Origin of the sequence: Microbacterium sp. JAI119, from assembly GCF_013410135.1 — a bacterium.
Lineage (GTDB): Bacteria > Actinomycetota > Actinomycetes > Actinomycetales > Microbacteriaceae > Microbacterium > Microbacterium oxydans.
On the sequence record NZ_JACCCK010000003.1, the window covers coordinates 117,296 to 142,577 of the forward strand.

Genomic DNA, 25,282 nt, shown 5'->3' on the forward strand with positions numbered 1-25,282 from the left:
TCAGCGTAGCCAGCCTCACCCCGGTGCGCCGGCGAGCCCCAGTGCGGTGATGAGCTCGTATGCAGCCGAACGGGCCTGCACGATCACGGTCCCGACCTGCACGCCCTTCGCCGAGACCGAGAGGAGCAGCTGGCCGTAGGGGGCGAGGATGAAGCTGAGCAGCGACAGCTGACTCTGCCCGATCGACACCGAGACGACGGCGGAGAGGCTCGGCTCCGTTCCGCGCGAGATGATCTCGGCCTCGGCCCTGGCGACGGCGAAGAGCGAACCGTTCATGGCGGCCAGGCGGTCTCCGGTCTCGGCGAGGGTGCCGACGGAGGCGATGTGCAGGCCGTCGGCGGTCGAGAGGACGGCTGTGGTCAGTTCGGGGAATCGCTCCTCGAGATGACGCAGCCGGGTGAGCGCGGCCTGGCTCACGACGCCCGACCAGAGCGCCCAGTTCGCCGCGAGATCCGGATGCATGAGCACGCCGTCCTGCGTCGGCCCCGACTCGCCGGTCGACGCGGGGTCGTCCGCTCGGATGGGGACGTTCATGACTCTCCTCCCGGGAGGTCGAGGGCCGCGCACGCCACCCGCATGACGCTCTCGCGGTCGCGCGCGTCGGCGGCGAGCACGCGAGTGAGGGGTATCCGATACCTTTCGAGGCTCGCACCGAGCGTCCGGCGCACCTCGTCGAGGGCTTCGGCGGCCACATGCGTGACCGCGATCACCGTCCGCTCGTGGTCGCCGGTGAGACGCGCGAGCCACTCGTCGGCGTCCGCAGAGATGCTCCCGCGGTCTGCACGCAGCCACAGCAGCATGCGGGTGTCGGAGGCGGAGACGCTCTGCCGGGCATGGGCGAAGCGGTCCTGGCCGGGAACGCCGATGAGCGCGACCGAAATCTCGTCCGTGGGCTTCCACGTGCCGTAGTCGAGCCCCACCGTGGTCGTCGTCTTGTCCGTATCGCCGTACTCCGCTGAGCCGGCCGAGATCGGGACATCGGTATCCACGGTGACGACATCGCTCAACGCGCGGACCGCCGTGGTCTTCCCGGCACCGACCGGCCCGGCGAAGACGAGGCGGAACCTCGTCGGCAGATTCCGACGTCGTCGGCGCACGCGTGTGGCCGCCGGTTCTGCGGCGGTGTCGACGGTCGAGGCTTCGGAGCCGGTCAAGCGTTCAGCGCCACCACGTGGCGGTTGACGGCGGACCGGAGCAGGGCGATGTTCGTCGCCTGGCGGTCGGCGGCGAGGTAGATGAACGTGTCGTCGTCGATCATCTTGAGCAGGTGCAGCTGCGTGTCGAGCGTCAGCAGCATGTCCTCGAGTGCGGCCTCGAGGCGGAGCGCTTCGATCGTCTTCCGCTTGCTCTTCACCATCTCGCTGTTGTACGCGCTGGCGACATCGAGGTCGAAGTCCGGCCGGACCGAGTTCGACGCGAGCGGCAGACCCGATTCGACGTCCACCACGGAGGCTCCGATGAACCCGTTGATGTCGTTCGCGATGTCGGCGATGAGTGCGTTCAGTTGATCTTGCGTGGCCATGATGAGGCATCCCCAGTTCCGTCGTCGCGCAGGTGACCGCACCGTGCGGCCACCCCCAGTGCGCAGACGAACGGATAAAGTGTATAACGTTACCGACTGTGCTGCGCGACGGTGGTCGGACACGCCTGGCGAGGAGTGATCGCCCGGGGAGGCTCAGCCCTCGCGGCGGCGCACGATCTCATCGATCCAGAGCGGGGCGAACGGTGAGGTGCAGCCGGGCGCGGTCGGGTAGTCGGCGAGCACCTGCAGGCGCTCGCCGATCTCCCGCGCTCTGGCGCGATGCTCGGGGTGGAAGATCCCGATGTTGGCGAGGGTCTCGTTCATGGCCCATTGCAGGCGTGACGGCGCCGTCGCCAGATCCCGCTCGATCAGATCGAGCAGCTGCGAAAGGTCCAACCCCTCCGCGTCCTTCATCACGCGCACGGTCGTGAGCGACCACGCGGCGGCGGCCACTGTCGGGTCGGGGTCGTCGAACCAGCGCAGTCGCAGCTCCTCGGCGAGTGGAGTCTTCTTGGCGACGTAGTTGACGAACCAGTCGTTGACCTTGGGGGCGCGGGTCTCGCGCAGCATGGCGTCGAGCTGGTCGGCGCCGAAATCCCTGGGGCGACAGATCAGGAGGGCGAGCAGCCGCGCAGGTGTCTCGCCCGTGGCCCACAGATCTTCGGCGAGGTGCTGATCCGTCTTGATGCGCTTCGCCAGGGCGCGCAGTCGGCTGAGGTTGATGCCGTGGTCGTCCCCGCGCTTCTCGTTGGCTGCGCGCACCTTCGGGTCATCCAGCGCGGCCAGTTCCCCGAGCGCTTCGACGGTGTTCATCTTCCCAGCGTAGGCCGGTTCGAATCGCGCGGATGGTTCGATTCCGGCGCCGGATACCACCCCGTTGCGCGATTCGAAGACCGCTCAGTCCTCGTCGACCAGCTCGCCGCGGATGCGACGGAGGTCTTCCATGAGCGACCCGATCAGGATCCAGTGCTGTGATGACGGCGGACGGATCACCAGGGGAGCGGTGAGGGCGGGGATCGCCGACGTCATGTCGTCCGGCTCCGGAAGCGCCTCCGCGATCTGCACGGCGAGACGCACGTCGTGGCCGGCTCGCCGCAGCTGCTCGGCGATCGCCGTGACCGCCGGCTCCTCGCCGATCGTGTCGTCGTAGTGGTCGAAGTACGCGCGGGTCATGCCGATGGTCTGCGTGACGATGGGGGAGAGCCGGTCGAGCAGTGCCCGCAGCTCGCGCAGGTCGGCGCGGTGGGTCGAGCGCCGCGGGTTCAGGGTGAGCGACTCCTCTCCCGCGGCGATCGCGGCTTCCGCCGCCTCCTTCATCGGACGCAGCAGTCGCACCTCCAGCATCAGCTCCTGCAGTCTCGCGGGCGTCTGCGGTTCGGGCAGCGCGTCGGCCAGGCGGTCGAGGCTCGCGGCGAGCTCGCGGCCCAGCAGGCCCACATCCCGGCGGGCGGGTGCGACCAGCACCGGTGGCACGATGAGTGCGTTCACGACGATGCCGATCACCACGCCGATCAGCGTCTCCACGATGCGGGCGAATGCGTACTCCGGGCTGGAGGACCCCAGAGCCAGCACCAGCATCGCGGAGATCGCGACCTGGTTCCCTGTGCCTGGAGACGCGCGGAAGATCCAGGCCACCAGCATGGCGACGACGATCGCGAGCAGCACGATCCAGCTCGGCGACCCCAGCAGCAGACCCAGCGCCACGGCGATCACGACACCCGCGATCACCCCGATGCTGCGCTCGAGCGCCTTCGACAGCGACTGGTTCACACTGGGCTGCACGACCAGGAGGGCGGCGATCGCGGCGAAGACGGGCAGTTGCGCCGGGAAAACCCATCCGGCGATGAGCCAGGCGGCGATGGTCGCGGCTGCCGACTTCACGACCTGCAGCAGCGGAGAGCGCTGTGAGGCACGGATCGCGGCGGGAATGCGCATGACCTCAACGCTAGTCGTGTCGGTCGGTGCGTCGGGGAGCGCCGCTACGGGGCCGGATGAGGGTCGCCGATCGCGCGTCGACCGGAATGTCGGGGAACCGGCGGCGGATGTCAACCCCGTCGCCGATCCCCGCGATCTGCGGCTGAATGGGATCACACGAACGACGAACAGTGAGGAGCATCCCATGGTGCAGATCATCGAGACCATCGACGTCGACGTTCCCGTCCGCACGGCCTACAACCAGTGGACGCAGTTCGAGAGCTTCCCGAAGTTCCTCGACGAGGTCGAATCGATCACCCAGATCGACGACACGCACACCCACTGGAAGGTGAAGGTCGGTGGCGCGACTCGCGAGTTCGACGCCGAGATCACCGAGCAGCACCCGGACGAGCGTGTCGCGTGGAAGAGCACGGGAGGCGAGACCGAGCACGCGGGCGTGGTGACGTTCCACACGCTCACCGACGCCTCGACGCGGGTCACGGTGCAGCTCGACTGGGAACCTGAGGGACTGCTCGAGAAGCTGGGCTCGCTGGTCGGCGTGGGGGGACACGCCGTGAAGAAGGACCTCGAGAACTTCAAGGAGTTCATCGAGGGCCGCGGAGTCGAGACCGGTTCATGGCGCGGCGACGTGGAAGCCTGACCGGAGATCAGATGCAGAGAAGGCCCGACGGCTCAGCCGTCGGGCCTTCTCCATGTCGGAGGATGTCGGGCTCGGTCTTGCGAACCAGGAGGTGCGGGGTTACGCTCTGCCTAACTAATAGTCGTTAGGCACTCACATGACCAGAGCAACGATCCTCGCGGAAGCACGCACGATCTTCGCGCGCCAGGGCTACGCGGAGACGAGCCTGCGCGAGATCGCCGAGGCCGTCGGGATCAAGACCCCCTCGCTCTACGCGCACTTCCCGAGCAAGGAGGCGCTGTACGCGGAGGTGTACGCCGCGGTCTCGGTCGAGCACACCGCCTTCTTCGACGAGCTGGTGCGCAGCAGCAGCACCCTCGAGCCGCTCGCTCGTCTGCAGCACCTGCTGGGCGGGATCGAGGCGTACTACCGCGACCGTCCCGACCTCGCGGAGTTCAGCCTCAGGGCCGCGGTCTCCGAGTACGGGCCCGGTGGCGAGCAGCTGCGTCAGATCTTCCTCGACTCGGAGTCGACCCTGGCTGCAGCAGTGCGCGAGACCTACGACGACGGCGTCTCGGCTGGGGCCTTCGTCCCCGGCGATGCCGACGGCTTCACCGCGCTGGTGTTCGTCGTCATGGACGGCCTGTTCCTGCAACTCACCCATTACACGCCGGAGATCTACCGCGAGCGCTTCGACCAGGCCTGGCGACACCTCTCCACGATCCTCTCCCGATGAACCCTGCCGCACAGATGCGGTGACCCTCGACGATCGCCGGCAGGGAGCCACGAGCTCCCTCCGGCACCGCGTCACCCGGCCGCACCGCGAACCGACCCCCGACCCGCCCTGCGAGGCGTCCGCACTCCGGGAACCCGAATCCCCGCCGACGCACTCGCAGGGCCACATCCCAAGGAATGATGATGACCACCACCGACTACGAGCACGGCGTCGTGCCCCAGGACCAGCGCAAGAGCTGGCTGTCGATCGCCACCGTGTGGATCGCGATCGGCATCGACCTCTCCGGAGCGTTCCTCGGCGTCTCGCTCGCATCCGGAATGGCCTTCTGGCCGGCGATCGCCGCGACGATGCTCGGTTCGCTCCTGCTCGGTCTGCTCGCGATGGCATGCGCGTACGTCGGCGCAGCCACCGGACTCTCCACCGCGATGATCTCGCGCGCCGTGTTCGGCCGGGTCGGTGGTGCGATCCTCGCCCTGGCGATCGCCATCAGCCTCGTCGGCTGGTACGCCGTGCAGGCGGGCTTCTTCGGCGCCAACGCGCAGATCGCCTTCGCCGAGTTCACCGGCATCGATGTGCCCGTGCAGGTGTTCACGGCGATCGGCGGCGTGCTGATGGCCATCACCGCGTTCTGGGGCTACCGCTCGATCAACCGCCTCAGCACCCTCGCCGTGCCGTTGCTGCTCCTGCTCCTCATCGTCGGCGTCATCGTCGCATTCACCGTGAACGGTGCGGCGGGGCTCGATGCTCCGGTCGAGGCGACGTTCACGTTCGGCGGTGCGGTCTCGCTCGTCATGGGCATCTTCATCCTGGGCGTCGTGCTCGCCCCCGACATGGCGCGCTGGGCCAAGACCCCGAGACAGGCCATGATCGCCGGCTTCGTCGGCTTCTTCTTCGGCAACTCGATCATCCTGGTCGTCGCGATCCTGCTCGCCCGCATCATGGACGGCACCGAGCTGATGGCGATCTTCTTCGCGCTCGGCCTCGGTGGCGTCGCGGTGATCGTGCTGATCCTGGCGCAGTGGACAACGAACACGACCAACCTCTACTCGGCGGGTCTCTCGTTCGCGTCGATCAGCGAGCGGCTGAGCCGACGCACCGTGACCGTCGTGCTCGGCGTGATCGGCATCGTCGTCGGCGTGATCGGGGCCGCCGACTACTTCGTGCAGTTCATCCTCGTCATCGGCACCATCATCGCCCCCTACGGCGGCGTGTACCTGGCATCGTTCTTCACGGGCCGCAAGACGGTGCGCTGGGCCCATGGCGCCACCGTGCCGATGGTCGACGGCTGGTCGATCGCCGCCTGGGTGGTCGGCATCTTCGTGGCGGTCGCGACCACGAACCCGGCGGACGGACCCGGCTTCGGATGGTTCACCCTCACGTCGATCTCGGCCCTCGACGGACTGCTCGTCGGCTTCGTCGCGTACCTCGTGCTGCTTCCGCTTCGCCGCCGCGTCGCTCCCGATGCGCCGGCTCCGGCCCCGGACGAGGTGATCGCATGAGCGCTGTCGTCACGACGCCCATGATCACCGAGGCCGACATCGACGAGATCGCGCTCGGTGCCGCCGTGCTCGGCACCGGTGGCGGAGGAGACCCGCACGTGGGATCGCTCATGGCCAAGCGGTTGATCCGCCTGCACGGACCCGTACGACTGCTCGCGGTCGATGAGCTGACCGACGACGACTTCGTCATCCCGATCGGAGGCATCGGCGCGCCATCGGTGAGCGTGGAGCGCATCCAGGCCGAGTCCGAGCTCAGGGCGGCGCTGGACGCCATCGAACGCGCGGTCGGTCGCACGCCCACGGCCGTGATGCCCATCGAGGTCGGCGGAGGCAACTCGATGATCCCGATCGCCGCGGCCGCCCTCGCCGGGCTGCCGGTGGTCGACGGCGACGCCATGGGTCGTGCCTTCCCCGAGGCGCAGATGGTCACCTTCCACCTGGCCGGCTATGGACCCGGGACGACAGTGCTCGTCGACCATCACGGCAACGAAGTGGTCAGCCGTCCTGTCGACGGTGCATGGTCGGAGCGCATCGCGCGGTCCGTCACCGTCGAGATGGGCGGAGGGGCGACCATGATCGACTACGCGTACGGCGGCGACGTGGTGCGCGAGTGCGCGATCCCTGGCACGCTCGGGCTGGCCCAGCGCATCGGTCGTATCCTGCGCGGACGGGATACGGCCGGCAGGGAGCTGCGCGACGACGAGCGCATCGACGCCCTGTGTGCCGACCTCGACGCCGTGCGGCTGTTCGACGGGAAGGTCGCCGACCTGCAGCGCGCCGTCGACGGCGGCTTCACCCGCGGTGCGGCTGAGCTCGTCGGTGTCGGCGACGACCGGGGGAGCGCGTTCCGGCTCGACTTCCAGAACGAGATGCTGCTCGGACGGAGGGACGGTGTGCTGGCTGCCGTCACTCCCGACCTGATCGCGGTGCTCGACCTGGCCACGGGCATGCCGATCACGACCGAGTCCCTGCGCTACGGCGCCCGGGTCGCGGTCATCGCGATCCCCAGTCACGAGAAGTGGCGCACGCCGATCGGTCTGGAGACAGCGGGACCCGCTCACTTCGGCTACGACGTGCAGTGGGTTCCGGTGGAGGACATCGCACAGCGGTCCGCTGCGCGCACGACGGACGGGGAGGTCGCGTGATGGCCGGCAGGTATCGCATCGGCATCGACGTCGGTGGCACGAACACCGACGCCGTGATCCTCGACGAGCGTCTAGAGGTGGTGGCCTCGGTCAAGCGTCCGACGACGGCCGATACGGGCGATGGCGTGGCTGCTGCGATCGACGCCGTGCTGGCGGCCTCGGGTGTCGACGCCGCGCTCATCGGCCATGCGATGCTCGGGACGACGCACTGCACCAACGCGATCGTCGAACGGCGCGGTCTCGGCCGCGTCGGCATCCTCCGCCTCGGGGCACCGGCCACCACGGCTGTCCCTCCCCTGGAGGGGTGGCCGGACGATCTGCGGGCGGCGATCGGCGAGCACGTCCACCTGCTGGCCGGCGGATTCGAGGTCGACGGCCGCGTGCTCTCCCCTGTCGACGAGGAGGCGGTGCGCGCAGCCTGTCGGAAGATGCGCGGCGAGGTCGACGCGGTCGCCGTCGTCGGCGTGTTCTCCCCCATCGATGAGAGCCAGGAGGAACGCGTCGCCACGGTCGTGGTCGAGGAGCTCGGCGTCCCGGTCTCGCGGTCGGCACGGATCGGCTCGCTCGGGTTGCTCGAGCGCGAGAACGCGACCGTGCTGAATGCCGCGCTGATGCAGACGCTCCGGCAGATGGCCGCGGGCTTCGTCGCGGCTCTGCGGGACCGGGGCATCCCTGCCACGCCGTACTTCGGCCAGAACGACGGCACTCTCATGCAGCTCGAGTACGCGCTCGAGTTCCCCGTGCTCACCATCGGCTGCGGGCCCACGAACTCCATCCGCGGAGCCGCGCACCTCTCGGGTGCCACCGACGCCCTCGTGGTGGACATCGGCGGTACGACGACCGACATCGGCGTTCTCGTCGACGGGTTCCCCCGCCAGTCGGCGCACGCGGTCGAGATCGGCGGCATCCGCACGAACTTCCGCATGCCGGATGTGCTCTCGGTCGGCCTCGGCGGCGGCACGATCATCCGTGAGACCCCGGCGGGTGCCACAGTCGGTCCGGACAGCGTCGGCTATCGGCTCCCGCAGGAGGGACTCGCCTTCGGTGGCTCCACGCTCACGGCGACTGACGTCGCCTTGGCGGTCGGCGGGGCTGCGATCGACGGCATCGACGCGCCCGTCGTCCCCGCAACGGTAGGAGCGGCGGCCTGGAGCGCGATGCGGGCGATCCTGGAGGACTCGATCGACCGGATGAAGCCGAATGCCGCCCCCGTCCCGGTGATCCTGGTCGGCGGTGGGGGGATCATCGCCCCGACCGTGCTCGACGGCGTCGCCGAGCTGATCCGTCCCGACCACTTCGGGGCTGCCAACGCGGTCGGCGCCGCCCTCGGCGAGGTCGCCGGACAGATCGAGAAGATCTACCGCGTGGACTCCGCCGACCAGCGGGCCTCTCGGGCGGATGCTGCGGCGGAGGCGACAGAGCGTGCCCGACTCGCCGGTGCCGACCCGGCGACGATCGAGGTCGTCGCGGTGGAGGAGCTGCCCGTCGCGTACTCCGACGGTACGGCCGTGCTGATCCGCGCTCGAGCGGTGGGGCGCCTGGCCGCCTGACGTCCCCGTCGCACGCCTCGGACGGGTGGGGTTCCGCCCGTCCGAGGCGCGTGCTTGCATGGGCGCATGGAGCACGACGCGAAGCTGCGCGGCGAGACGAGGGCGATCTGGGCGACCGCGCTCTGCTTCGTGGTCGGTGCCGTCGCGGGCATGCTCGTGCTGGGCGGTGACGCGCGCCCGCTCACGGGGGGAGGTGCGCTCGCGATGCCGGCGGCGGTGGTCGCCGGGGGCATCGCAGCGGGGGCGTTCCTCACGAGCACCCTGGTGCACCGCCGCGGCGAGACCGCCTCGATGCCGCGGTGGCAGGCGGTGGTGTCCGATCTCTCGACCGGAGCCCTGACCATCGCGTTCGGGGCCGTCACCGTGATGGGGGTGCTGCTCGCGGCAGAGGTGCTGGCGGCCGGTCTCCAGGGCTTGCAGCTCGCGGCGGTCGGTGGCGGGGTCCTGACCGGCGTGGCCGCGGCGGTCGGCGGGCGCTTCGCGTTCGGGGCCGGCATCGACCTGCGCACGTCCGACCTCGCTGCGCTCCTGTTCGGCTTCCTCGTGATCGGCACGCTTTTCGCGATGGTCACCGCCTCCGATCCGCGTTGGTGGGAGCAGAACTTCTCCCAGCTCGGCGTCGGATGGGCGTTCAACGGCACCCTCGTGGTCGCCGGTCTGCTCGTCGCGACCGTCGGCTCGTACATCGGCCGCGACCTGCACCGGATGCTCGGCGACGCCGTGCTCTCCCGCATCGCCCTCGTCGTGGCGCTGTGGGTGGCGTCCGGGATCGCGCTCGCCGCCGTCGGGCTGCTGCCGCTGCACCGCGTGCCGGTTCCGCACGACATCGCGGCTCTCGGCGCGCTCGTGCTGTTCGCCGCGGCCGCTGCCACCACGGTCGCGAGGGTCCCTGGACATCCTCGCGCGCTGTCGATCACCTCGGTCGGTGTGGGTCTGCTGGTCGTGATCGCGCTGGTCCTGTGGGTGCCCTTCGGCGTGTACTCCACCACTGCGGTCGAGGCGATCGTCGTCGGACTCGGGCTGCTGTGGATGGCGACACTCGTGCGTGTGCTCGCGATCCTGGTGCCGGCCGGGTCTCGACCATCCGGGCGTCTGCGGCTGATGCGGGCGGGCGCGGGGCCGGGCGAAAGATAGGGCATCTGTCCGATGTACCGGGGGTACCTCAGAGCGGAGTGTAGGGATACAGCGAACCGTCGAGGAGAACCCCATGTTCGAGCACCCCTATCTCCACCAGCAGCTCACCAGGCATGACCAGGAGCAGATGGAGCGCGCCGCTGCGAGGCGCCTCTCCCTGATCGAGCACGCCGACCAGATCGTGCCGCGGCCGGAAGGAGCGATCCGACGGATGCTTCGCCACGCGTTCGGTCGCTCTACGGGCGACTCGGCAGCGACGGCGCCGGGGAAGGCGCGGGTCACGGCCGCGTGCGACACGGCAGCGGCGGCGCACGCGCAGTGAGCAGAACCATCGCGCACAGCGCACATCCGACGGACCCGAATGTCGGTCGGGGGTGGGACGATGAGTCCATGCCCCCTTTCGCGTCGAGCGCTGCGATGGTCGGCCGTGAGGCCGAGCTGGCAGAGGTGCGTCGATCGTTCGCGGGGGTGCGCGACGGCATCCCCGCAGCCTTGCTCGTCGAGGGCGAGGCGGGTATCGGCAAGTCACGGCTGCTGCGGGAGTACGCCACCGAGATCGCACCGACCGCCGACGTGCACGTGGGGTGGTGCCTCGACCTCGGCGCTTCGCGCACGCCGTACGGTCCCCTCACCGGAATCCTCCGCTCGATCGTGCTGCGCATGGGTGTCGACCGGGTGCGAGAGTCGGTGGGTGTGGGTGTCGAGGCTCTCGGCATGCTGCTCCCCGAGCTCGTCGATTCCCCGACCGACCGCGATCGCACCAGCCCCGAGCGTCTGCGCGACGCCATCGCCTCACTCATCGAAGCGGCTGCCGAACGTGCCCCTCAGGTGCTCGTGGTCGAAGACCTGCACTGGGCGGACGAGTCCACTCTCGCCATCCTCTCCTTCCTGCTGCGGGCCCTCAGCCGCGGCCGCATCCTGCTGCTTCTCACCTGCCGCACCGACGACGTGCGTCGTGGCGATGCCGTGAGCCGCTTCATCGGCGAGGCCACCAGAGCCCGGCTGCTCGAGCGCCTCACTCTGGGCCGCCTCGACGAGACCGCCGTGCGGGAGCTGGCCGAGCAGATCACCGGCCGTGCGCTCACCGCGAGTGCGCTCGACCGTATGCAGGAGCGGGCCGAGGGCGTGCCCTTCTTCATCGAGGAGATCGCCGGATGTTCGAACGGCCCGCTCCCCGATGGCCTTCGTGATCTGCTGCTGGCTCGTTTCGATCGCCTCGGCGACGACGCGCGCCACGTCGTGCAGGTCGTCTCCGGTGCGGAACGCCCGCTCTCGCATCCGCTCATCACGAGCCTGGTCGAGCTGCCGGAGCAGCGGCTCGACGAAGCGATCCGCGAGGCGACCCGCAGCGGCATCCTCGTTGTCGGCGACGACGACTACCGTTTCCGGCACGCTCTGCTGCGCGAAGCCGTGCACGACGACCTGCTCCCCGGCGAGCGGGCGCGACTGCACCGCGCATACGCCGAGGCGCTCGAAGCGCAGTGCGCCGGGTCCGATTCCAGCGATGCCGCCGCGCTCGCGTACCACTGGCAGCTGGCGCAGGACGATCGGAGGGCCCTGGTCGCCGCCGCCGACGCGATGCGTCACGCGAAGGGACAGTACGCGTTCGCGAGTGCCGCCCGTTTCGGCGAGCTGGCCCTGGAGCTCTGGCCGCTCGTGCCCGACGCCGCAGACGCGGCCCGCATCGAGCGTCTCGAGCTGCTGCTGGTGCTCGGCTCCATCCTGCGCAATGCGGGTGATGGTGAACGGGCGCTCGCCGTGGCCAACGTCGCGCTCGCCGAGGTCGACCCGGAGACGGTCGATCCGCGGCTGCACGCTCGCCTCCTCCGCAACAAGGCGCTGTATCTCGTCAACCTCGGGCGCCTCGGAGCCATCCCGCTGCTGCAGCAGGCTCTCTCGATCGCCGACGAGCGGATCGGCGATGAGGTGTTCCGGGCGGAGCTGCTCAACCAGCTGGCGAGCCGCCGGATGATCGCGGGCGATCGTGAGGAGGCGATCCGGCTCGCTGACGAAGCCGAGCGCGGGGCGGCCGGAGCCGAATCCACGGATCAGCTGTCGATCGCCGCGAACGTGCGCGGAGGTTCGCTGGCGCACCTGGGTCGCATCGACGAAGGCGTGCGCGAGTACGAGCGTGCGCGTGAGCTCGCGACGGGTTCCAACGCCGAGATGCGCTATCGGGTGAACTACTCCGACCTGCTCACGCTGTTGGGGCGCTACCGAGAGGCCGTCGAGGTCGCAGAGGAGGGGCTGCGGCGCGCTCGCGAACTCAGGGTCGAACGCACCTCGGGGTCGATCATGGCGCAGAACATGGTCGTCCCCCTGCTCGAGCTCGGCGAGATCGACCGGGTCGAGGAGATGCTGTCGCGGGACTTCGTGCAGGGGACTCTGCGCGTGTTCCGCATGTACATGAGCATGACGCGCGTGCGGGTGCTGGCGTGGCGCGGGCGGTCGGCGGAGGCCGCAGAGCTCCTGCAGGCCTGGCTTCCCGCGTTCGAGGAGACGGGCGTCTCCGAAAGGCAGATCTGGTACGACCGCGTGATGATGATCGTCGCCGTCGCCGAGAGTCGAGGAGACCTCCGCGGGGCGCTCGACACCATCCTCGAGATGCTGGAGAACGATGAGCCGGCGCTGCTGCACCAGCGTCGTCTGCTGCTGGAGGGAGGCGCGATCATCGCCGAGCTGCGGGCGGCAGGAGTCGACGTCTCGGGGGCGTCCACCGCGATCCGTGCCGCGTGGTCCAGCCAACCGGCGCAGCTGCAGGACGACGCATGGGAGACGATCCTCGACGCCCTCCTCGGCCCGCACCCTGACGCTCTCGCCGAGGCGCTGCGGTGCGCGGAGGGGGAGGACGTGCCGGTGATCTTCCGCGCCGTTCTCCGTCTGGAGCAGGCACGCGTGCTGGTCCGCGAAGGAGACCGGATCGCTGCGGGCGCTGTGCTCGCCGAGGCTGAAGCCCTCGCGGAGTCTCTCGGCAACGCTCAGCTCCAGTCCGCCGTCTCCCGGTTCGCCACAGACGCGGGGTTGAGGGGAGACGCGGTGTCAGCGTCGAGCACCGACCCGCTCACCGCGAGGGAGCGGCAGGTGCTCGAGCTCATCGCCGAAGGCCTGAGCAACCGCCAGATCGGTGAGCGCCTGTTCATCAGCGTGAAGACCGTGAGCGTGCATGTGTCCGCCGTGCTGCGCAAGCTCGGCGTGAGCACACGCACCGAAGCAGCTCTCCTGAAGAAGAATGACCAGCCCCGTACTGCGGCGGAGCCTGCCGTGGTAGCGTGACAGTGCGCGCGTCTCGGATGTTCCGGTTCGGCGTAGGCCGTGCAAACGGCTAAGTCAACAGAAAGTAGAAACACATGGCCACTGGCACTGTGAAATGGTTCAACGCGGAAAAGGGCTTCGGCTTCATCGCTCCCGATGACGGCTCGGACGACCTTTTCGCCCACTACTCGGCTATCGCCGGCTCCGGTTTCAAGGAGCTCCGCGAGAACCAGAAGGTCGAATTCGACGCTGAGCGTGGCCCCAAGGGCATGCAGGCGGCGAACATCCGCGCTCTCTGAGCGCGCGCTGACTTCCTGAAACCGGTCGGACCCTCACGGGTCCGGCCGGTTTTTTCGTGCGCTGCCGCCGTTCGAATCGCGCGAATGGTTCCATCCGGCGGCAGTTCACTCCCATTCGCGCGATTCGAACGGGGAATCTCAGGGTGAGGATCACCTAACCTCCGTGTTAGATTAGGCCAGGCTTACCAAAGGCTGGGCGCATCACCCGTGCCGCCCCCTCACCCCGAACCGAAGGAACGCCTGTGCGCACCTCTCGAATCCTCGCCATCGGCGCGGCCGCCGCGCTCGCCATCGGCCTCTCCGCCTGCGCATCCTCCGCGCCGGAGTCGACCTCGACCGCCGGCGGCAACCCCGCCTCCGACGACGCCTTCCCCGTCACCGTCGAGCACGTCTACGGCGAGACCACGATCACCGAGAAGCCCGAGCGCGTCGCGACCGTGGCCTGGGCGAACCACGAGGTGCCGCTGGCACTGGGCATCGTTCCGGTCGGCATGAGCAAGGCCGCCTGGGGCGACGACGACGACAACGGTGTGCTGCCCTGGGTCGAGGAGAAGCTCGACGAGCTGGGTGCCGAGACGCCGGTGCTGTTCGACGAGACGGACGGTATCGACTACGAGGCCGTCGCCGACACCGAGCCCGACGTGATCCTCGCCGCCTACTCCGGTCTGACGCAGGAGGAGTACGACACCCTCTCCAAGATCGCCCCGGTCATCGCCTACCCGAAGGTCGCCTGGGGCACCTCGGTCGACGACATGATCGAGATGGACTCCAAGGCCCTCGGCCTCGAGAAGGAGGGTAAGGCCCTGATCGAGCAGCTCGACGCCGACGCGCAGAAGGCCCTCGAAGCGAACAGCGTGCTCAAGGACAAGAAGGTCCTGTTCTCCTACATCGACCCGACCGATCTCAGCCAGATCGGCTACTACACGGCGATCGACACCCGCCCCGGCTACCTCCACGACCTCGGCCTGCCGTTCCCCTCGATCGTCGAGGAGAACAAGGACAGCGACCAGTTCTACCTGACCGTCAGCGCGGAAGAGGCGCAGAAGTTCGACGACGTCGACCTGTTCATCACGTATGGCGACGAGTCGATCATCCCGCTGCTGCAGGCCGACCCGCTGCTGTCGAAGATCCCGGCCATCGCCGAGGGACGCATCGCCGTCCTTCCCGACGCCACCCCGATCGCGGCCTCCGCGAACCCGTCGCCGCTGTCGATCCCGTGGGGACTCAGCGACTACCTCGCACTCCTGGCCGCGCCGCTGTCCAAGTAGCCGTTCCATCCGCAGCAGCGGAGTGAATGCTCAGTGACCTCAGCAACCGTCATCGCACCAGCACCGGGCGCCGCAGACCTGCGGCGCCCGGTGCTGGTGCGAACCATCTGGCTCCTCGTCGGGCTGGTGGTGCTCGTCGTCCTCAGCGTCCTGTCGATCTCCTTCGGCGTGCGCGCGGTCTCGTTCGACGACATCGTCGCCGCGCTCACGGGCCACACCGACACGATCGCCGAGGCCGCGATCGTGAAGCGCATACCGCGCACCGTGCTCGCCCTCCTCGTCGGCGCTGCACTCGCCCTCTCCGGAGCGACCATGCAGGCGGTCACTCGGAACCCGATCGCCGACCCCGGCATCCTCGGCGTCTCGAACGGCGCCTCCCTGGCTGTCGTCTGCGGCATCGCCTTCTTCGGACTCGCCGACCCCTACGGGCAGATGGCCTTCGCGATCGTGGGTGCCGGCGTCGCCGCCGTCTTCGTCTACACGGTGGGCTCGCTCGGGCGCGGGGGAGCGACCCCTCTCAAGCTCGCCCTCGCGGGGGCGGCGACATCGGCCGCCTTCGCCTCGCTCATCAGCGCCGTGATGCTGCCCCGCGTCGACCTGCTGCAGACGTTCCAGTCCTGGCAGATCGGCGGCGTCGGCGGAGCGGAGTGGCCGCGCATCGCCCTGACCGCGCCGGTGCTCGCCGTCGGCGCCCTCATCTGCTTCCTGTGCTCGCGGGGCATGAACTCCCTCGCCCTCGGCGACGAGATGGCCAAGGGTCTCGGCGAGAACGTGTTCCGCACCCGCATGATCTCGGCACTCGGCGCCGTGATCCTCGCCGGGGCCGCGACCGCGATCGCCGGACCCATCGGATTCGTCGGGCTGATCATCCCGCACGTGTGCCGCATGCTGGTGGGGACCGACCACCGTTGGCTGCTTCCGTTCTCGGCCATCGCCGGCGCCGCCCTGCTGACGGCGAGCGACATCGTGGGCCGCGTGATCGCCCCGTCGTCCGAGGAGATCCAGGTCGGGATCATCACCGCCATCATCGGAGCGCCGTTCTTCATCTGGATCGTCCGTCGGCAGAAGGTGCGTGAGCTGTGAGCACGACCGAGCACACCGAGCACACCCTCGAACGCGGCGAGGAGTCCGCCTCCGCCCGCATCACGCGGATCGTCGCGGGCCGACGCTCGCGCCACCGTCGTCACGCGATCGCCACGATCGTGCTCGGCGTCCTGGTCCTCGCCCTCTTCGCGGTCGCACTCATGGTGGGGAACACGTTCTACACACCGGACGAGGTGATCCGCGTGATCCTCGGCGAGACCGTGCCGGGGGCGTCGTTCACGGTGGGCGACCTGCGGCTGCCGCGCGCGGTGCTCGCCGTCCTCACCGGCATCGCCTTCGGCATGGCGGGCGTCTGCTTCCAGACGATGCTGCGAAACCCCCTCGCCTCGCCCGACATCATCGGCATCTCCAACGGCGCCGGAGCTGCAGCCGTGTTCGGCATCATCGTGCTCTCCGTCAACGGGCCGGTCGTGTCGCTGCTCGCGCTCGTCGGTGCCGTGGTCACGGCCTTCGTGATCTACCTCCTCTCGATCAAGGGCGGCTTCGCCGGCACACGACTCATCCTGATCGGGATCGGCATCGCGGCGATGCTGCAGAGCGTCATCTCCTACCTGCTGTCGCGCGCGGCGAACTGGGACATCCAGACCGCGATGCAGTGGCTCACCGGAAGCCTCAACAACGCATCGTGGGAGCGGGTGCTGCCGATGGCGATCGCCGCGCTGATCATCGTGCCGCTGATGCTGTCACAGGGCCGTGCACTCGGAGCGCTCCAGCTGGGAGACGATTCCGCGGCGGGACTCGGCATCCGCGTCAGCGCCACCCGCCTGCTGCTCATCCTCGGTGCGGTCGCGCTGCTCGCATTCGCGACGGCCGCCACCGGGCCCATCGCCTTCGTCGCGTTCATGGCGGGGCCCATCGCCGCGCGCATCACGGGTCCAGGCGCGAACCTGCTCCTGCCGTCGGCGTTCGTCGGGGCTCTGCTCGTGCTCGCCGGCGACCTCATCGGCCAGTTCGCCTTCGGAACCCGCTACCCCGTCGGAGTCATCACCGGCGTCGTCGGTGCGCCGTACCTGATCTATCTCCTCATCCGCACCAACCGCTCCGGGGGTTCGCTTTGACCGTCTCGCACAGCCTGTCCGCCGAGGGCGTCACGCTCGCCTACGGCGACCGCACCATCATCGACGGTCTCGACCTGCAGATCGCCCCCGGCCGCATCACGACCATCGTGGGAGCGAACGGATGCGGCAAGTCGACGCTGCTGCGTTCGCTCGCCCGTCTGCTGTCGCCGAGCGACGGGCAGATCGTGCTCGACGGCAAGTCGGTGCACGCACGCCCGACCAAGGAGGTCGCGCGCATCCTCGGGCTGCTTCCGCAGTCGCCCGTCGCGCCGGAGGGCATCGCGGTCGCCGATCTGGTCGGCCGCGGACGGCACCCGCATCAGAAGATGCTCGCCCGCTGGAGCACGCACGATTACGAGGTGGTGGCAGACGCCCTCGACGCGACCGGCATCTCCGACCTCGCCGACCGCAGCGTCGACGAGCTCTCGGGCGGTCAGCGCCAGCGCGTGTGGATCGCGATGGCGCTCGCGCAGGAGACCGACATCCTGCTGCTGGACGAACCGACGACCTTCCTCGACGTCGCGCACCAGGTCGAGGTGCTCGATCTGCTCACCGACCTGAGCGTCTCGCGCGGCACCACGATCGTGATGGTGCTGCACGACCTCAACCTCGCGGCCCGCTACGCCGACGAGCTGGTGGCGATGAAGGACGGGCGGGTGCACGCGACCGGTGCGCCGCAGGACATCGTCACCGCCGAACTCGTCGAAGAGGTCTTCGGCCTCGCCAATCAGATCACCATCGATCCGGTCTCCGGCAAGCCGATGGTCACACCCATCGGGAGGCACCATGTCCGCTGAGACGACCACGACCGAGCGCCCGACCTACATCCTCACCCGCGCCGAGGTGCGGGCCGTCGCGCGTGTCTCGCCCTCCTTCGTGCGGGTGACCTTCGGTGGAGACGAGTTGAGCGAGTTCGGCACACCGGGCGAGGTGTTCGACAGCCGCATCAAGCTGGTCTTCCCGCCCGCGTCCGGGGTGCTGCCCGACCTCGACAGGGCATCGGACAACTGGTGGCAGGCCTTCCTCGCCGTGCCGGAGGAGGAGCGCGGATCCATGCGCACCTACTCCGTGCGCGAGCTGCGGGTCGACGACGAGACCGGGACCGAGGTCGACGTCGACTTCGTGCTGCACCTCGAGCCGGGACTCACCGGCCCCGCGTCGCTGTGGGCGAGCCAGGCCGCGGTCGGGCAGGAGCTGTACCTGGTCGGTCCGCGTCGTGGCGTGGACGTGGACGCGCACGGGGGGGCCGAGTTCGCCCCCGGTACCGCGGTATCGGTCGTGCTCGCGGGCGACGAGACGGCTGCTCCGGCGATCGCCCGCATCCTGGAAGATGCGCCTCGCGACCTGCGCGGTGTCGCCTTCATCGAGGTGCCCTCGCCTGCCGACATCCTGCGCATCGACGTGCCCTCAGGGGTCGAGGTGCACTGGCTTCCCCGTGATGCCGGCGAGCCGCACGGGCTGCGACTGATCCCCGCCGTGCTCGGCCACCTCGGAGACGCCGACGCTGCGGACGAGATCCGGGTGAAGGACATCGACGGCGAGGACCTGCTGTGGGAGACGCCGGAGTACTCCGGTCTCGGCGAGGACATCGCCACGGCCGACGCTCCGGCCGAACGCTACTTCTGGATCGCGGGGGAGAGCGGCGTGGTCACCACGCTGCGTCGCCACCTGGTCAAGGACCTCGGCATCGACCGCAGCCAGGTGGCCTTCATGGGCTACTGGCGCCGCGGTGTCGCCATGCGCGGCTGACCCCCCTCCTCCCTCTTCCTGCCCTTCCTCCGTCCTGCCAAAACGGAGACGACCCGAGCATCCGCCGGCGTGTCTTGTGTGGACGCGCCGCCCGGATGCCGGGTCGTCTCCGTTTCGGCCTGCCTGCCCCGGAGTGGACGGCTGGCGGGGAAGGGGTTACTTCGCGAGGAAGGTCTTCAGCGCGGCGTTGACCTCGTCGGCGTGGGTCCAGAGCAGGCCGTGCGGGGCGCCCTCGACCTCGACGTAGTCGGCCTCCGGGACCGCCTGGTGGAAGCGGCGCGCGGTGGCATCGATCGGGAGGATGTTGTCCTTCGTGCCATGCAGGATGAGCGTGGGCTTCGCGGCCGCTGCCACAGCCTCGACGTCGGAGCGGAAGTCCTCGATCCAGGCGGGCACGACGGCGTAGGCAGCCACGGGCGCGCTGCCGATCGCCACGTTCCAGCTGCCGGTCACGGCCTGCTCGCTGATGCGCGAGCCGAGGTTCTCGTCGAGGTTGTAGAAGTTCTTGTAGAAGTCGGTGAACCACGCGAAGCGATCGCCCTTCGCCGCGGCCTCGATGCCGTCGAAGACCTCCTGCGGCACGCCCTCGGGGTTGTCGTCGCGCTGCACGAGGAACGGCTCGAGCGAGGCGAGGAAGGCGAGCTTGGCGACGCGGTCGTGCCCGTAGCGGGCGACGTAGCGGGCGAGCTCGCCGGTGCCCATCGAGAAGCCGACGAGCACGACGTCGCGCAGGTCGAGGGTCTCGAGCACGGTGTTCAGGTCGGCGGCGAACGTGTCGTAGTCGTAGCCGGAGTTCACCTTTGAGGACTGGCCGAATCCGCGGCGGTCGTAGGTGATGACGCGGTAGCCCTGGGCGAGGAGTTCGCGGGTCTGGCGCTCCCAGCTGTGCCCGTCGAGCGGGTAGCCGTGGATCAGGACGACGGGCTGACCGGCTCCCTGGTCTTCGTAGTAGAGCTCGATCGCGGTGCTGTTCTCGTTTCCGACGGTGATGTAGCCCATGGTCCTGATCCTTTCGGTTCCGGTGAGAACGGTCGTTCTCGCTCGATGTCCTCAATCTAGAGAACGTTCGTTCTCGTGTCAAGTAGACTTCTGGACATGACCGAAGACGAGGCTCGCGAGCGCATTCTGTCCGCCGCGGAGGAGCTCTACTACCGCAAGGGCTACGCCGCTGTGGGCATGGACGAGCTGCGCTCGGCCGCCGGCGTGTCGCTGCGCCGCCTCTACGCGCTCTTCCCCGCTAAGAGCGACATCGTCGCGGCCGTGCTGGCGCGCAAGCACGCGGAGTGGGAGTCCGGCCTTTCGGGGGCGGTGTCGGATGCGGGGGATGACCCCCGTGCGCGCATCCTGGCCGTCTACGGGTACCTCGAGAACTGGTTCTGCGCCGACGACTTCCGTGGATGCGCCTTCATCAATGCGTTCGGCGAACTCGGCGGCACCAATGCGGAGGTCGCGGAGATCGTGCGGGCGCACAAGGCGTCATTCCAGGAGTACATGGCCGGCCTCGTCGCCGACACCGGAGCTCCGCCCGCGCTCGCCGCGCAGCTGTCGATCCTCGCCGAAGGAGCGCAGAGCACCGCGGCGATCTCGGCCGATCCGGCCGTCGCCGCACAGGCGCGGGGTGCGGCCGAGGTGCTGATCGACGCGGCTTTCGCCCGCGCCTGAACTCTCGCCCGGCGCATCATCATATTTTGGCTAACCTGGTTAGCGAAACGGCGCACCTCTGTCAAGGCCGGTGCGACCGAGGAAACGCAGCCGTAGCCTTCGGGACATGGAATCACGCACGAAGGGCATCGGTCGTCAGGCGCTGATCATCGCGGCGGCGACATTCATGGTGATCGCGGCCGCTGTCGGGGCCGGAGCATTCGGCGGCGCGTCCGTCGACGATCTGCAGGACGGGGCGCTCTCGGCTCAGGGCTCGTACCTCGCGCCGGCGGGGCCCGCATTCTCGATCTGGTCGCTGATCTACCTCGGCCTGATCGCGTACACGGTGTGGCAGGCGCTCCCCGCTCAGCGGCAGGATCCGCGTCAGCAGGCCGTGGGCGGGTGGATCGCCGCCTCGATGGTGCTGAACGGGCTGTGGCTGGTGACCGCACGGTTCCTGACGCTGTGGCTCACGGTCGTCGTGATCGCGGCGCTCCTGGCCGTGCTCGCGCGGGTGATCGTGCTGCTCGGCCGCTTTCCCTCCCGGAACCTCGCCGACCGCATCCTCACCGACGGCGCGAACGGCCTGCACTTCGGTTGGGTCACCATCGCGACGGTGGCGAACACGGCCGCGTGGTTCACGCAGATCGCTCCGGAGAGCTGGGCGCAGGCAGCGGATGCCTGGGCCATCGCCGTGCTCATCGTGGTCCTGGTGATCGGGGCTGCCGCGGCGTGGGCCACCGGACGCATCGCTCCTGCCCTCGCGACGGCCTGGGGTCTCGCCTGGCTCGCGGTCGGTCGCCTCACGGGAGAGCCCGAGAGCACCGCGACGGCGATCGCCGCGATCATCGTGGCCGTGCTGCTCGTGCTCACCGGGGTCGCGGCGGTCGTGCGCCGGTCGCGCATCCGGAGCGCTGGGGCTCAGAGCACGAGCCGGTAGCCCATGCCCGATTCGGTGAGCAGATGCACCGGAGCACCCGGCTCCTGCTCCAGCTTCTTGCGCAGCTGCGACATGTACAGGCGCAGGTAGCCGGAGTCGGACACCTGCTCACTGCCCCAGATCTCCTTGAGCAGATCCTGGCGGGTGACGAGTGCGCCCGGGTGCCGGGACAGGTGCTCCAGCATGCGCCACTCGGTCGGCGTGAGGTGCACCCTCGTGCCGCCGCGGGTGACGGTCTTGGTCGAGAGGTCGACCACCACATCGCCGAAAGCCACCGTGGACTCGCCGCCCGCCGGAGCAGACCGTCGTGACAGCGCCCGCAGACGTGCCAGCAGCTCGTCCACCTGGAACGGCTTGGTCACGAAGTCGTCGGCCCCGGCGTCGAGTGCCTCGACCTTGTCGGCGGACCCCGTGCGTCCCGACACCACGATGATGGGCACGTTGGTCCATCCGCGAAGCGCTTGGATGACCTCGATGCCGTCGAGGCGGGGCATGCCGAGATCGAGCATGATGAGATCCGGATGCGTCTGAGCGGCTGCGGCGATCGCGGCCGCTCCGTCGGGGGCGACAACCACGTCGTAGCCGTGGGCGGCGAGGGTGATCCGCAGGGCGCGGACCATCTGCGGATCGTCGTCGGCGATGAGGAGCTTCACTCCGTGCCTTCCATGTCGCGGGATCCTGCGGCCAGCGGCAGGGAGATGACCATCGTGAGGCCGCCGCCGGGGGTGTCCTCGGGTGTCAGGGTACCGCCCATGCCCTCGGTGAACCCGCGCGACAGGGCGAGTCCCAGACCGAGTCCCGTGGTGTTGTCGGTGTCGCCGAAGCGTTGGAACGGCTGGAAGATGCGGTCGCGCCGCTCGGGCGAGACGCCTTCCCCGCGGTCGATGATGCGGATCTCGGCACGGTCGCCGAGAGCGCTCGTGGAGACGATGATGCGTGAGTCGTCAGGGGCATGCCGGTGGGCGTTGGCGATCACGTTGACCAGCACGCGAAGCAGCAGCACGGGGTCGGCGTGCAGCGGGGGCAGATCGGGGTCGAGGGCCAGCTCGACGTCGGACGGGCCGAGACCCAGCTCGTCGACGGCTGTGAGCACGATGCCCGCAGCGTCCATCCGGGACGATGAGACCGCCAGGACTCCGGCCTGCACGCGGCTCACGTCGAGCAGATCCGTGACGAGCGTCGACAGCGTCGCGAGGCTCTCGTCGGCGGTCGCGAGCAACTCGGCGCGGTCGGACTCGGACAGTCCGTGGGCACCGCGAAGACCACCGATCGCGGCGACCGCGGAGGCGAGCGGACGCCGAAGATCGTGGCTCACGGCCGACAGCAGAGCGCTGCGCACCTGATCGGTCTCGGCCAGAGCCTCAGCCTCCCTGGCGGTGGCCCGCAGATCGGTGTGCTCGATCGCGGCGGCGAGCTGGGCGACGATCGCATCCAGCAGCCGACGCTCGGGACCGGCGAGCGGCTCTCCGTTCAGCTCCAGCACCGCACGGGGACCCCCGCCGGTGACGACTCCGACCGGGATGGTCGTGGCGCGTCCGTCGGCCACGGGCTCGCCGTCGCTCGCCAGCACCTCGCCATCCGGTGCGAGCAGGCGCACGCCGCTCAGGCCGAACGCCTCTCGGGTGCGGCTGACCAGGGCGAGCACCGCATTGTCACCGCGCAGCACGTTGCCGGCGACGGCGGCGAGCAGCTCGGCTTCGGCGGCCGCACGTTGGGCGGTGCGGGCTCGACGGGCAGCCTGGTCGACGATGATGCTGACCAGGATCGCGATCACGACGTAGAGCGCGAGAGCCAGCACGTGCAGCGGGTGCGCGATCGTGATCGTGAAGAGCGGCGCGACGAAGAGGAAGTCGAGGGTGATGCCCGAGAGCACGGCGGCGAACACCGCGGGACGGATGCCGCCGATGAGGGCGACCACGACCACGAGCAGCTGGTAGGCGAGCACTTCGGCGGTGATCGACTCGGGACTGCGATACGTGTACATGATCCACGACAGGATCGGACCGAACACCAGGGCGACGCCGAACCCCAGCAGCTGCCGCCGCCAGCCCAGAGCCCCGCCCTTGATGCGCGGGAGCACCATCCGCCCGCCCGCCGCGGCATGGGTGACGATGTGCACGTCGATGTCGCCGGAGCGCCGGATGACCTCCGAGCCGATGCCGGGACCGGTGAGAGCGGCGGCCAGTCGGCTGCGTCTGCTGACGCCGATCACGAGCTGAGTGGCGTCGGCGCCCTGTGCGAACTCGACGAGCGTGGCAGGGATGTCGTCGCCGACGACCTGGTGATAGGTGCCGCCGAGCGATTCCACGAGGGTGCGCTGTGCGGCGAGGGCACCGGGCGTCTCGTCGCGCAGACCGTCCTGCGCGGAGATGTGCACGGCGAGCAGTTCCCCACCGGCGGAGCGGGCCGCGATCCTGGCTCCACGGCGGAGGAGGGTCTCGCCCTCTGGCCCTCCGGTCAGGGCGACGACCACGCGCTCCCTGGCCTGCCATGTGCCCTCGATGCCCTGCTCGGCACGGTAGCTGCGCAGCGCGCTGTCGACCTCGTCGGCGAGCCAGAGCAGGGCCAGCTCGCGCAGTGCGGTGAGGTTGCCGAGGCGGAAGTAGTTCGACAGGGCGGCGTCGATCCGCTCGGCGGGATACACGAGTCCTGCCGACAGGCGATCACGCAGGGTCTGCGGGGCCAGATCGACGACCTCGATCTCGTCGGCGGCACGGACCACGGCGTCCGGAATCGTCTCCTGCTGTGCGATGCCGGTGATCTTCTCGACCACGGCGTTGAGCGACTCGATGTGCTGCACGTTGACCGTGGTCACCACGTCGATGCCGGCGTTCAGCAGCTCGTCCACGTCCTGCCAGCGCTTCGCGTTGCGGGAGCCGGGGGCGTTCGTGTGCGCCAGCTCGTCCACGAGGGCGATCTCGGGCGCGCGGTCGAGCACGGCGTCCACGTCGAGCTCGGTCAGCGCGACTCCGCGGTGCAGGTCGACTCGCCGTGGAACCTCGGGGAGCCCTGCAGTCTGCGCCTGTGTCGCGGCGCGCTCGTGCGTCTCCACGATCGCGATCACGACATCGTGGCCCTCGTCGAGCATCCGCCGTCCCTCGGCGAGCATCTCGTAGGTCTTGCCGACGCCGGGGGCGGCCCCGAGCAGGACTCGGAGCCGCCCCCGGCGCTGGTGGCCCTGGGCTCGACGAAGAGGTGCTGCGGTCATTCGCCCTCCCGGTCATCGAGCGCGAGGTTGAGTTCGGCGACGTTGATGCGTTCCTCGCCGAGGAATCCCAGATCCCGCCCTTGAATCCTAGACTCCACGAGGTCGCGCACCTCCTGTTCGGAGAGTCCGCGGGCGTCGGCGACGCGCGGCACCTGCAGCAGCGCGTACGCGACGCTGATGTGCGGATCGAGCCCCGAGCCGGATGCCGTGACCGCGTCGGCCGGCACCTCCGACGGGTCGACGCCCTCGCGCTCCGCGATCGCAGCCTTGCGTTCGGCGATGGCGGTCACGAGGTCGGGGTTCTCCGGCCCGAGGTTGCTGCCGCTGGAGCCGGCTCCGTCGTATCCGTCGCCCGCGGCGGAGGGGCGTGACTGGAAGTACTCCGGGAGCGCCTCGCCGTCTGCGTCTGTGAAGGACTGGCCGATCAGCGAGCTGCCCTTGTCGTCGGGCAGCGGCGAGCCGTTGGCCTGCCACGGAAGCAGGAGCTGGCCGATGCCGGTGACCAGGAGTGTGTAACCGACGCCGAGCACGAGGGTGAGGACCACCATCGCGCGGAGGGCGACACCGGTGGTGCGGAGAGCGGTGCGAGTGGATGACATGTTCTGGATTCCGTTTCAGAGCCG

At 69.4% G+C, this 25,282-nt stretch carries 25 protein-coding genes; 16 read left to right on the forward strand and 9 right to left on the reverse strand.

All coding sequences use genetic code 11. The annotated features are described in order from the left end of the window. Window positions 1-15 precede the first annotated feature (15 nt). The 5 genes from HDC31_RS14995 to HDC31_RS15015 all read right to left on the reverse strand — a co-directional run bounded on the left by HDC31_RS14995 (window position 16) and on the right by HDC31_RS15015 (window position 3,457). Window positions 16-534 carry a hypothetical protein gene (locus HDC31_RS14995; protein ID WP_058632026.1) on the reverse strand — a complete coding sequence of 173 codons (519 nt, stop codon included), beginning with the start codon at window positions 532-534 and terminating at the stop codon, window positions 16-18. Further along, entirely contained in the window at window positions 531-1,154 is a 624-nt protein-coding gene (locus HDC31_RS15000) for an ATP/GTP-binding protein (RefSeq protein ID WP_061018069.1), read from the reverse strand. Before HDC31_RS15000 ends, HDC31_RS14995 begins: the two co-directional genes overlap by 4 nt. Beyond that, entirely contained in the window at window positions 1,151-1,522 is a 372-nt protein-coding gene (locus tag HDC31_RS15005; RefSeq protein ID WP_113681086.1) for a hypothetical protein, read from the reverse strand. The genes HDC31_RS15000 and HDC31_RS15005 overlap by 4 nt, the downstream gene beginning before the upstream one ends. A 153-nt stretch (window positions 1,523-1,675) precedes the next feature. Further along, window positions 1,676-2,335 carry a DNA alkylation repair protein gene (locus HDC31_RS15010; RefSeq protein WP_113681090.1) on the reverse strand — a complete coding sequence of 220 codons (660 nt, stop codon included), beginning with the start codon at window positions 2,333-2,335 and terminating at the stop codon, window positions 1,676-1,678. Between the two features lie 84 nt (window positions 2,336-2,419). Next, entirely contained in the window at window positions 2,420-3,457 is a 1,038-nt protein-coding gene (locus HDC31_RS15015) for an aromatic acid exporter family protein (protein ID WP_046746884.1), read from the reverse strand. 184 nt (window positions 3,458-3,641) lie between these two features. Here HDC31_RS15015 and HDC31_RS15020 point away from each other — a divergent pair, with 184 nt between their 5' ends. The 14 genes from HDC31_RS15020 (at window position 3,642) to HDC31_RS15085 (ending at window position 18,870) form a co-directional block, all read left to right on the forward strand. Then, complete coding sequence (locus HDC31_RS15020) at window positions 3,642-4,097, forward strand: SRPBCC family protein (RefSeq protein ID WP_058632067.1); 456 nt, start codon at window positions 3,642-3,644, stop codon at window positions 4,095-4,097. Window positions 4,098-4,233: 136 nt separating this feature from the next. Continuing rightward, a complete protein-coding gene (locus HDC31_RS15025; protein ID WP_052748621.1) occupies window positions 4,234-4,812 on the forward strand; it encodes a TetR/AcrR family transcriptional regulator in 579 nt (192 codons plus the stop codon). Between the two features lie 182 nt (window positions 4,813-4,994). Beyond that, the gene (locus HDC31_RS15030; RefSeq protein ID WP_257022223.1) at window positions 4,995-6,311 is read left to right on the forward strand and encodes a cytosine permease; all 1,317 of its coding nucleotides are present in this window, start codon (window positions 4,995-4,997) and stop codon (window positions 6,309-6,311) included. Beyond that, window positions 6,308-7,456 (forward strand): DUF917 domain-containing protein, encoded by a 1,149-nt coding sequence (locus tag HDC31_RS15035; protein WP_113681088.1) that lies wholly within the window; start codon window positions 6,308-6,310, stop codon window positions 7,454-7,456. Before HDC31_RS15030 ends, HDC31_RS15035 begins: the two co-directional genes overlap by 4 nt. Next, window positions 7,456-9,006 (forward strand): hydantoinase/oxoprolinase N-terminal domain-containing protein, encoded by a 1,551-nt coding sequence (locus tag HDC31_RS15040; protein WP_058632022.1) that lies wholly within the window; start codon window positions 7,456-7,458, stop codon window positions 9,004-9,006. Before HDC31_RS15035 ends, HDC31_RS15040 begins: the two co-directional genes overlap by 1 nt. Before the next feature lie 66 nt (window positions 9,007-9,072). Then, entirely contained in the window at window positions 9,073-10,140 is a 1,068-nt protein-coding gene (locus HDC31_RS15045; RefSeq protein ID WP_179516291.1) for a DUF998 domain-containing protein, read from the forward strand. A 73-nt stretch (window positions 10,141-10,213) separates the two neighbouring features. Beyond that, complete coding sequence (locus tag HDC31_RS15050; RefSeq protein WP_058632021.1) at window positions 10,214-10,462, forward strand: hypothetical protein; 249 nt, start codon at window positions 10,214-10,216, stop codon at window positions 10,460-10,462. Between the two features lie 68 nt (window positions 10,463-10,530). After that, window positions 10,531-13,413, forward strand: coding sequence for an AAA family ATPase (locus HDC31_RS15055; RefSeq protein ID WP_179516292.1), 2,883 nt, complete (start codon window positions 10,531-10,533; stop codon window positions 13,411-13,413). A gap of 74 nt (window positions 13,414-13,487) precedes the next feature. After that, window positions 13,488-13,691, forward strand: a complete 204-nt coding sequence (locus tag HDC31_RS15060; protein WP_017831237.1) for a cold-shock protein — start codon at window positions 13,488-13,490, stop codon at window positions 13,689-13,691. Between the two features lie 242 nt (window positions 13,692-13,933). After that, window positions 13,934-14,959, forward strand: coding sequence for an iron-siderophore ABC transporter substrate-binding protein (locus HDC31_RS15065; protein WP_061016188.1), 1,026 nt, complete (start codon window positions 13,934-13,936; stop codon window positions 14,957-14,959). A 33-nt stretch (window positions 14,960-14,992) separates the two neighbouring features. Then, entirely contained in the window at window positions 14,993-16,042 is a 1,050-nt protein-coding gene (locus HDC31_RS15070; protein WP_061016191.1) for an iron ABC transporter permease, read from the forward strand. Continuing rightward, complete coding sequence (locus HDC31_RS15075) at window positions 16,039-17,121, forward strand: iron chelate uptake ABC transporter family permease subunit (protein ID WP_113681574.1); 1,083 nt, start codon at window positions 16,039-16,041, stop codon at window positions 17,119-17,121. The genes HDC31_RS15070 and HDC31_RS15075 overlap by 4 nt, the downstream gene beginning before the upstream one ends. Then, window positions 17,118-17,918 (forward strand): ABC transporter ATP-binding protein, encoded by an 801-nt coding sequence (locus tag HDC31_RS15080; RefSeq protein ID WP_045262087.1) that lies wholly within the window; start codon window positions 17,118-17,120, stop codon window positions 17,916-17,918. Before HDC31_RS15075 ends, HDC31_RS15080 begins: the two co-directional genes overlap by 4 nt. Further along, a complete protein-coding gene (locus tag HDC31_RS15085) occupies window positions 17,908-18,870 on the forward strand; it encodes a siderophore-interacting protein (RefSeq protein ID WP_113681575.1) in 963 nt (320 codons plus the stop codon). The genes HDC31_RS15080 and HDC31_RS15085 overlap by 11 nt, the downstream gene beginning before the upstream one ends. A 156-nt stretch (window positions 18,871-19,026) precedes the next feature. On the opposite strand, the gene HDC31_RS15090 is transcribed toward HDC31_RS15085, so the two are convergent. Continuing rightward, window positions 19,027-19,869 carry an alpha/beta fold hydrolase gene (locus HDC31_RS15090; protein WP_061016195.1) on the reverse strand — a complete coding sequence of 281 codons (843 nt, stop codon included), beginning with the start codon at window positions 19,867-19,869 and terminating at the stop codon, window positions 19,027-19,029. A gap of 96 nt (window positions 19,870-19,965) precedes the next feature. Here HDC31_RS15090 and HDC31_RS15095 point away from each other — a divergent pair, with 96 nt between their 5' ends. Beyond that, window positions 19,966-20,532 (forward strand): TetR/AcrR family transcriptional regulator, encoded by a 567-nt coding sequence (locus HDC31_RS15095; protein WP_179516293.1) that lies wholly within the window; start codon window positions 19,966-19,968, stop codon window positions 20,530-20,532. A 106-nt stretch (window positions 20,533-20,638) separates the two neighbouring features. Continuing rightward, complete coding sequence (locus HDC31_RS15100) at window positions 20,639-21,451, forward strand: tryptophan-rich sensory protein (protein ID WP_061016200.1); 813 nt, start codon at window positions 20,639-20,641, stop codon at window positions 21,449-21,451. Here HDC31_RS15100 and HDC31_RS15105 read toward each other — a convergent pair. From HDC31_RS15105 to kdpC, 3 genes are read right to left on the reverse strand one after another with little or no spacing between them, the layout of a single operon-like run. Next, window positions 21,433-22,104, reverse strand: coding sequence for a response regulator (locus HDC31_RS15105; protein ID WP_046746772.1), 672 nt, complete (start codon window positions 22,102-22,104; stop codon window positions 21,433-21,435). The two genes, HDC31_RS15100 and HDC31_RS15105, sit on opposite strands and share 19 nt — an antisense overlap. Then, the gene (locus tag HDC31_RS15110; protein WP_179516294.1) at window positions 22,101-24,659 is read right to left on the reverse strand and encodes an ATP-binding protein; all 2,559 of its coding nucleotides are present in this window, start codon (window positions 24,657-24,659) and stop codon (window positions 22,101-22,103) included. Before HDC31_RS15110 ends, HDC31_RS15105 begins: the two co-directional genes overlap by 4 nt. Then, window positions 24,656-25,258, reverse strand: coding sequence for a potassium-transporting ATPase subunit KdpC (gene kdpC, locus HDC31_RS15115; protein ID WP_113681986.1), 603 nt, complete (start codon window positions 25,256-25,258; stop codon window positions 24,656-24,658). The genes HDC31_RS15110 and kdpC overlap by 4 nt, the downstream gene beginning before the upstream one ends. Between the last annotated feature and the right edge of the window lie 24 nt (window positions 25,259-25,282).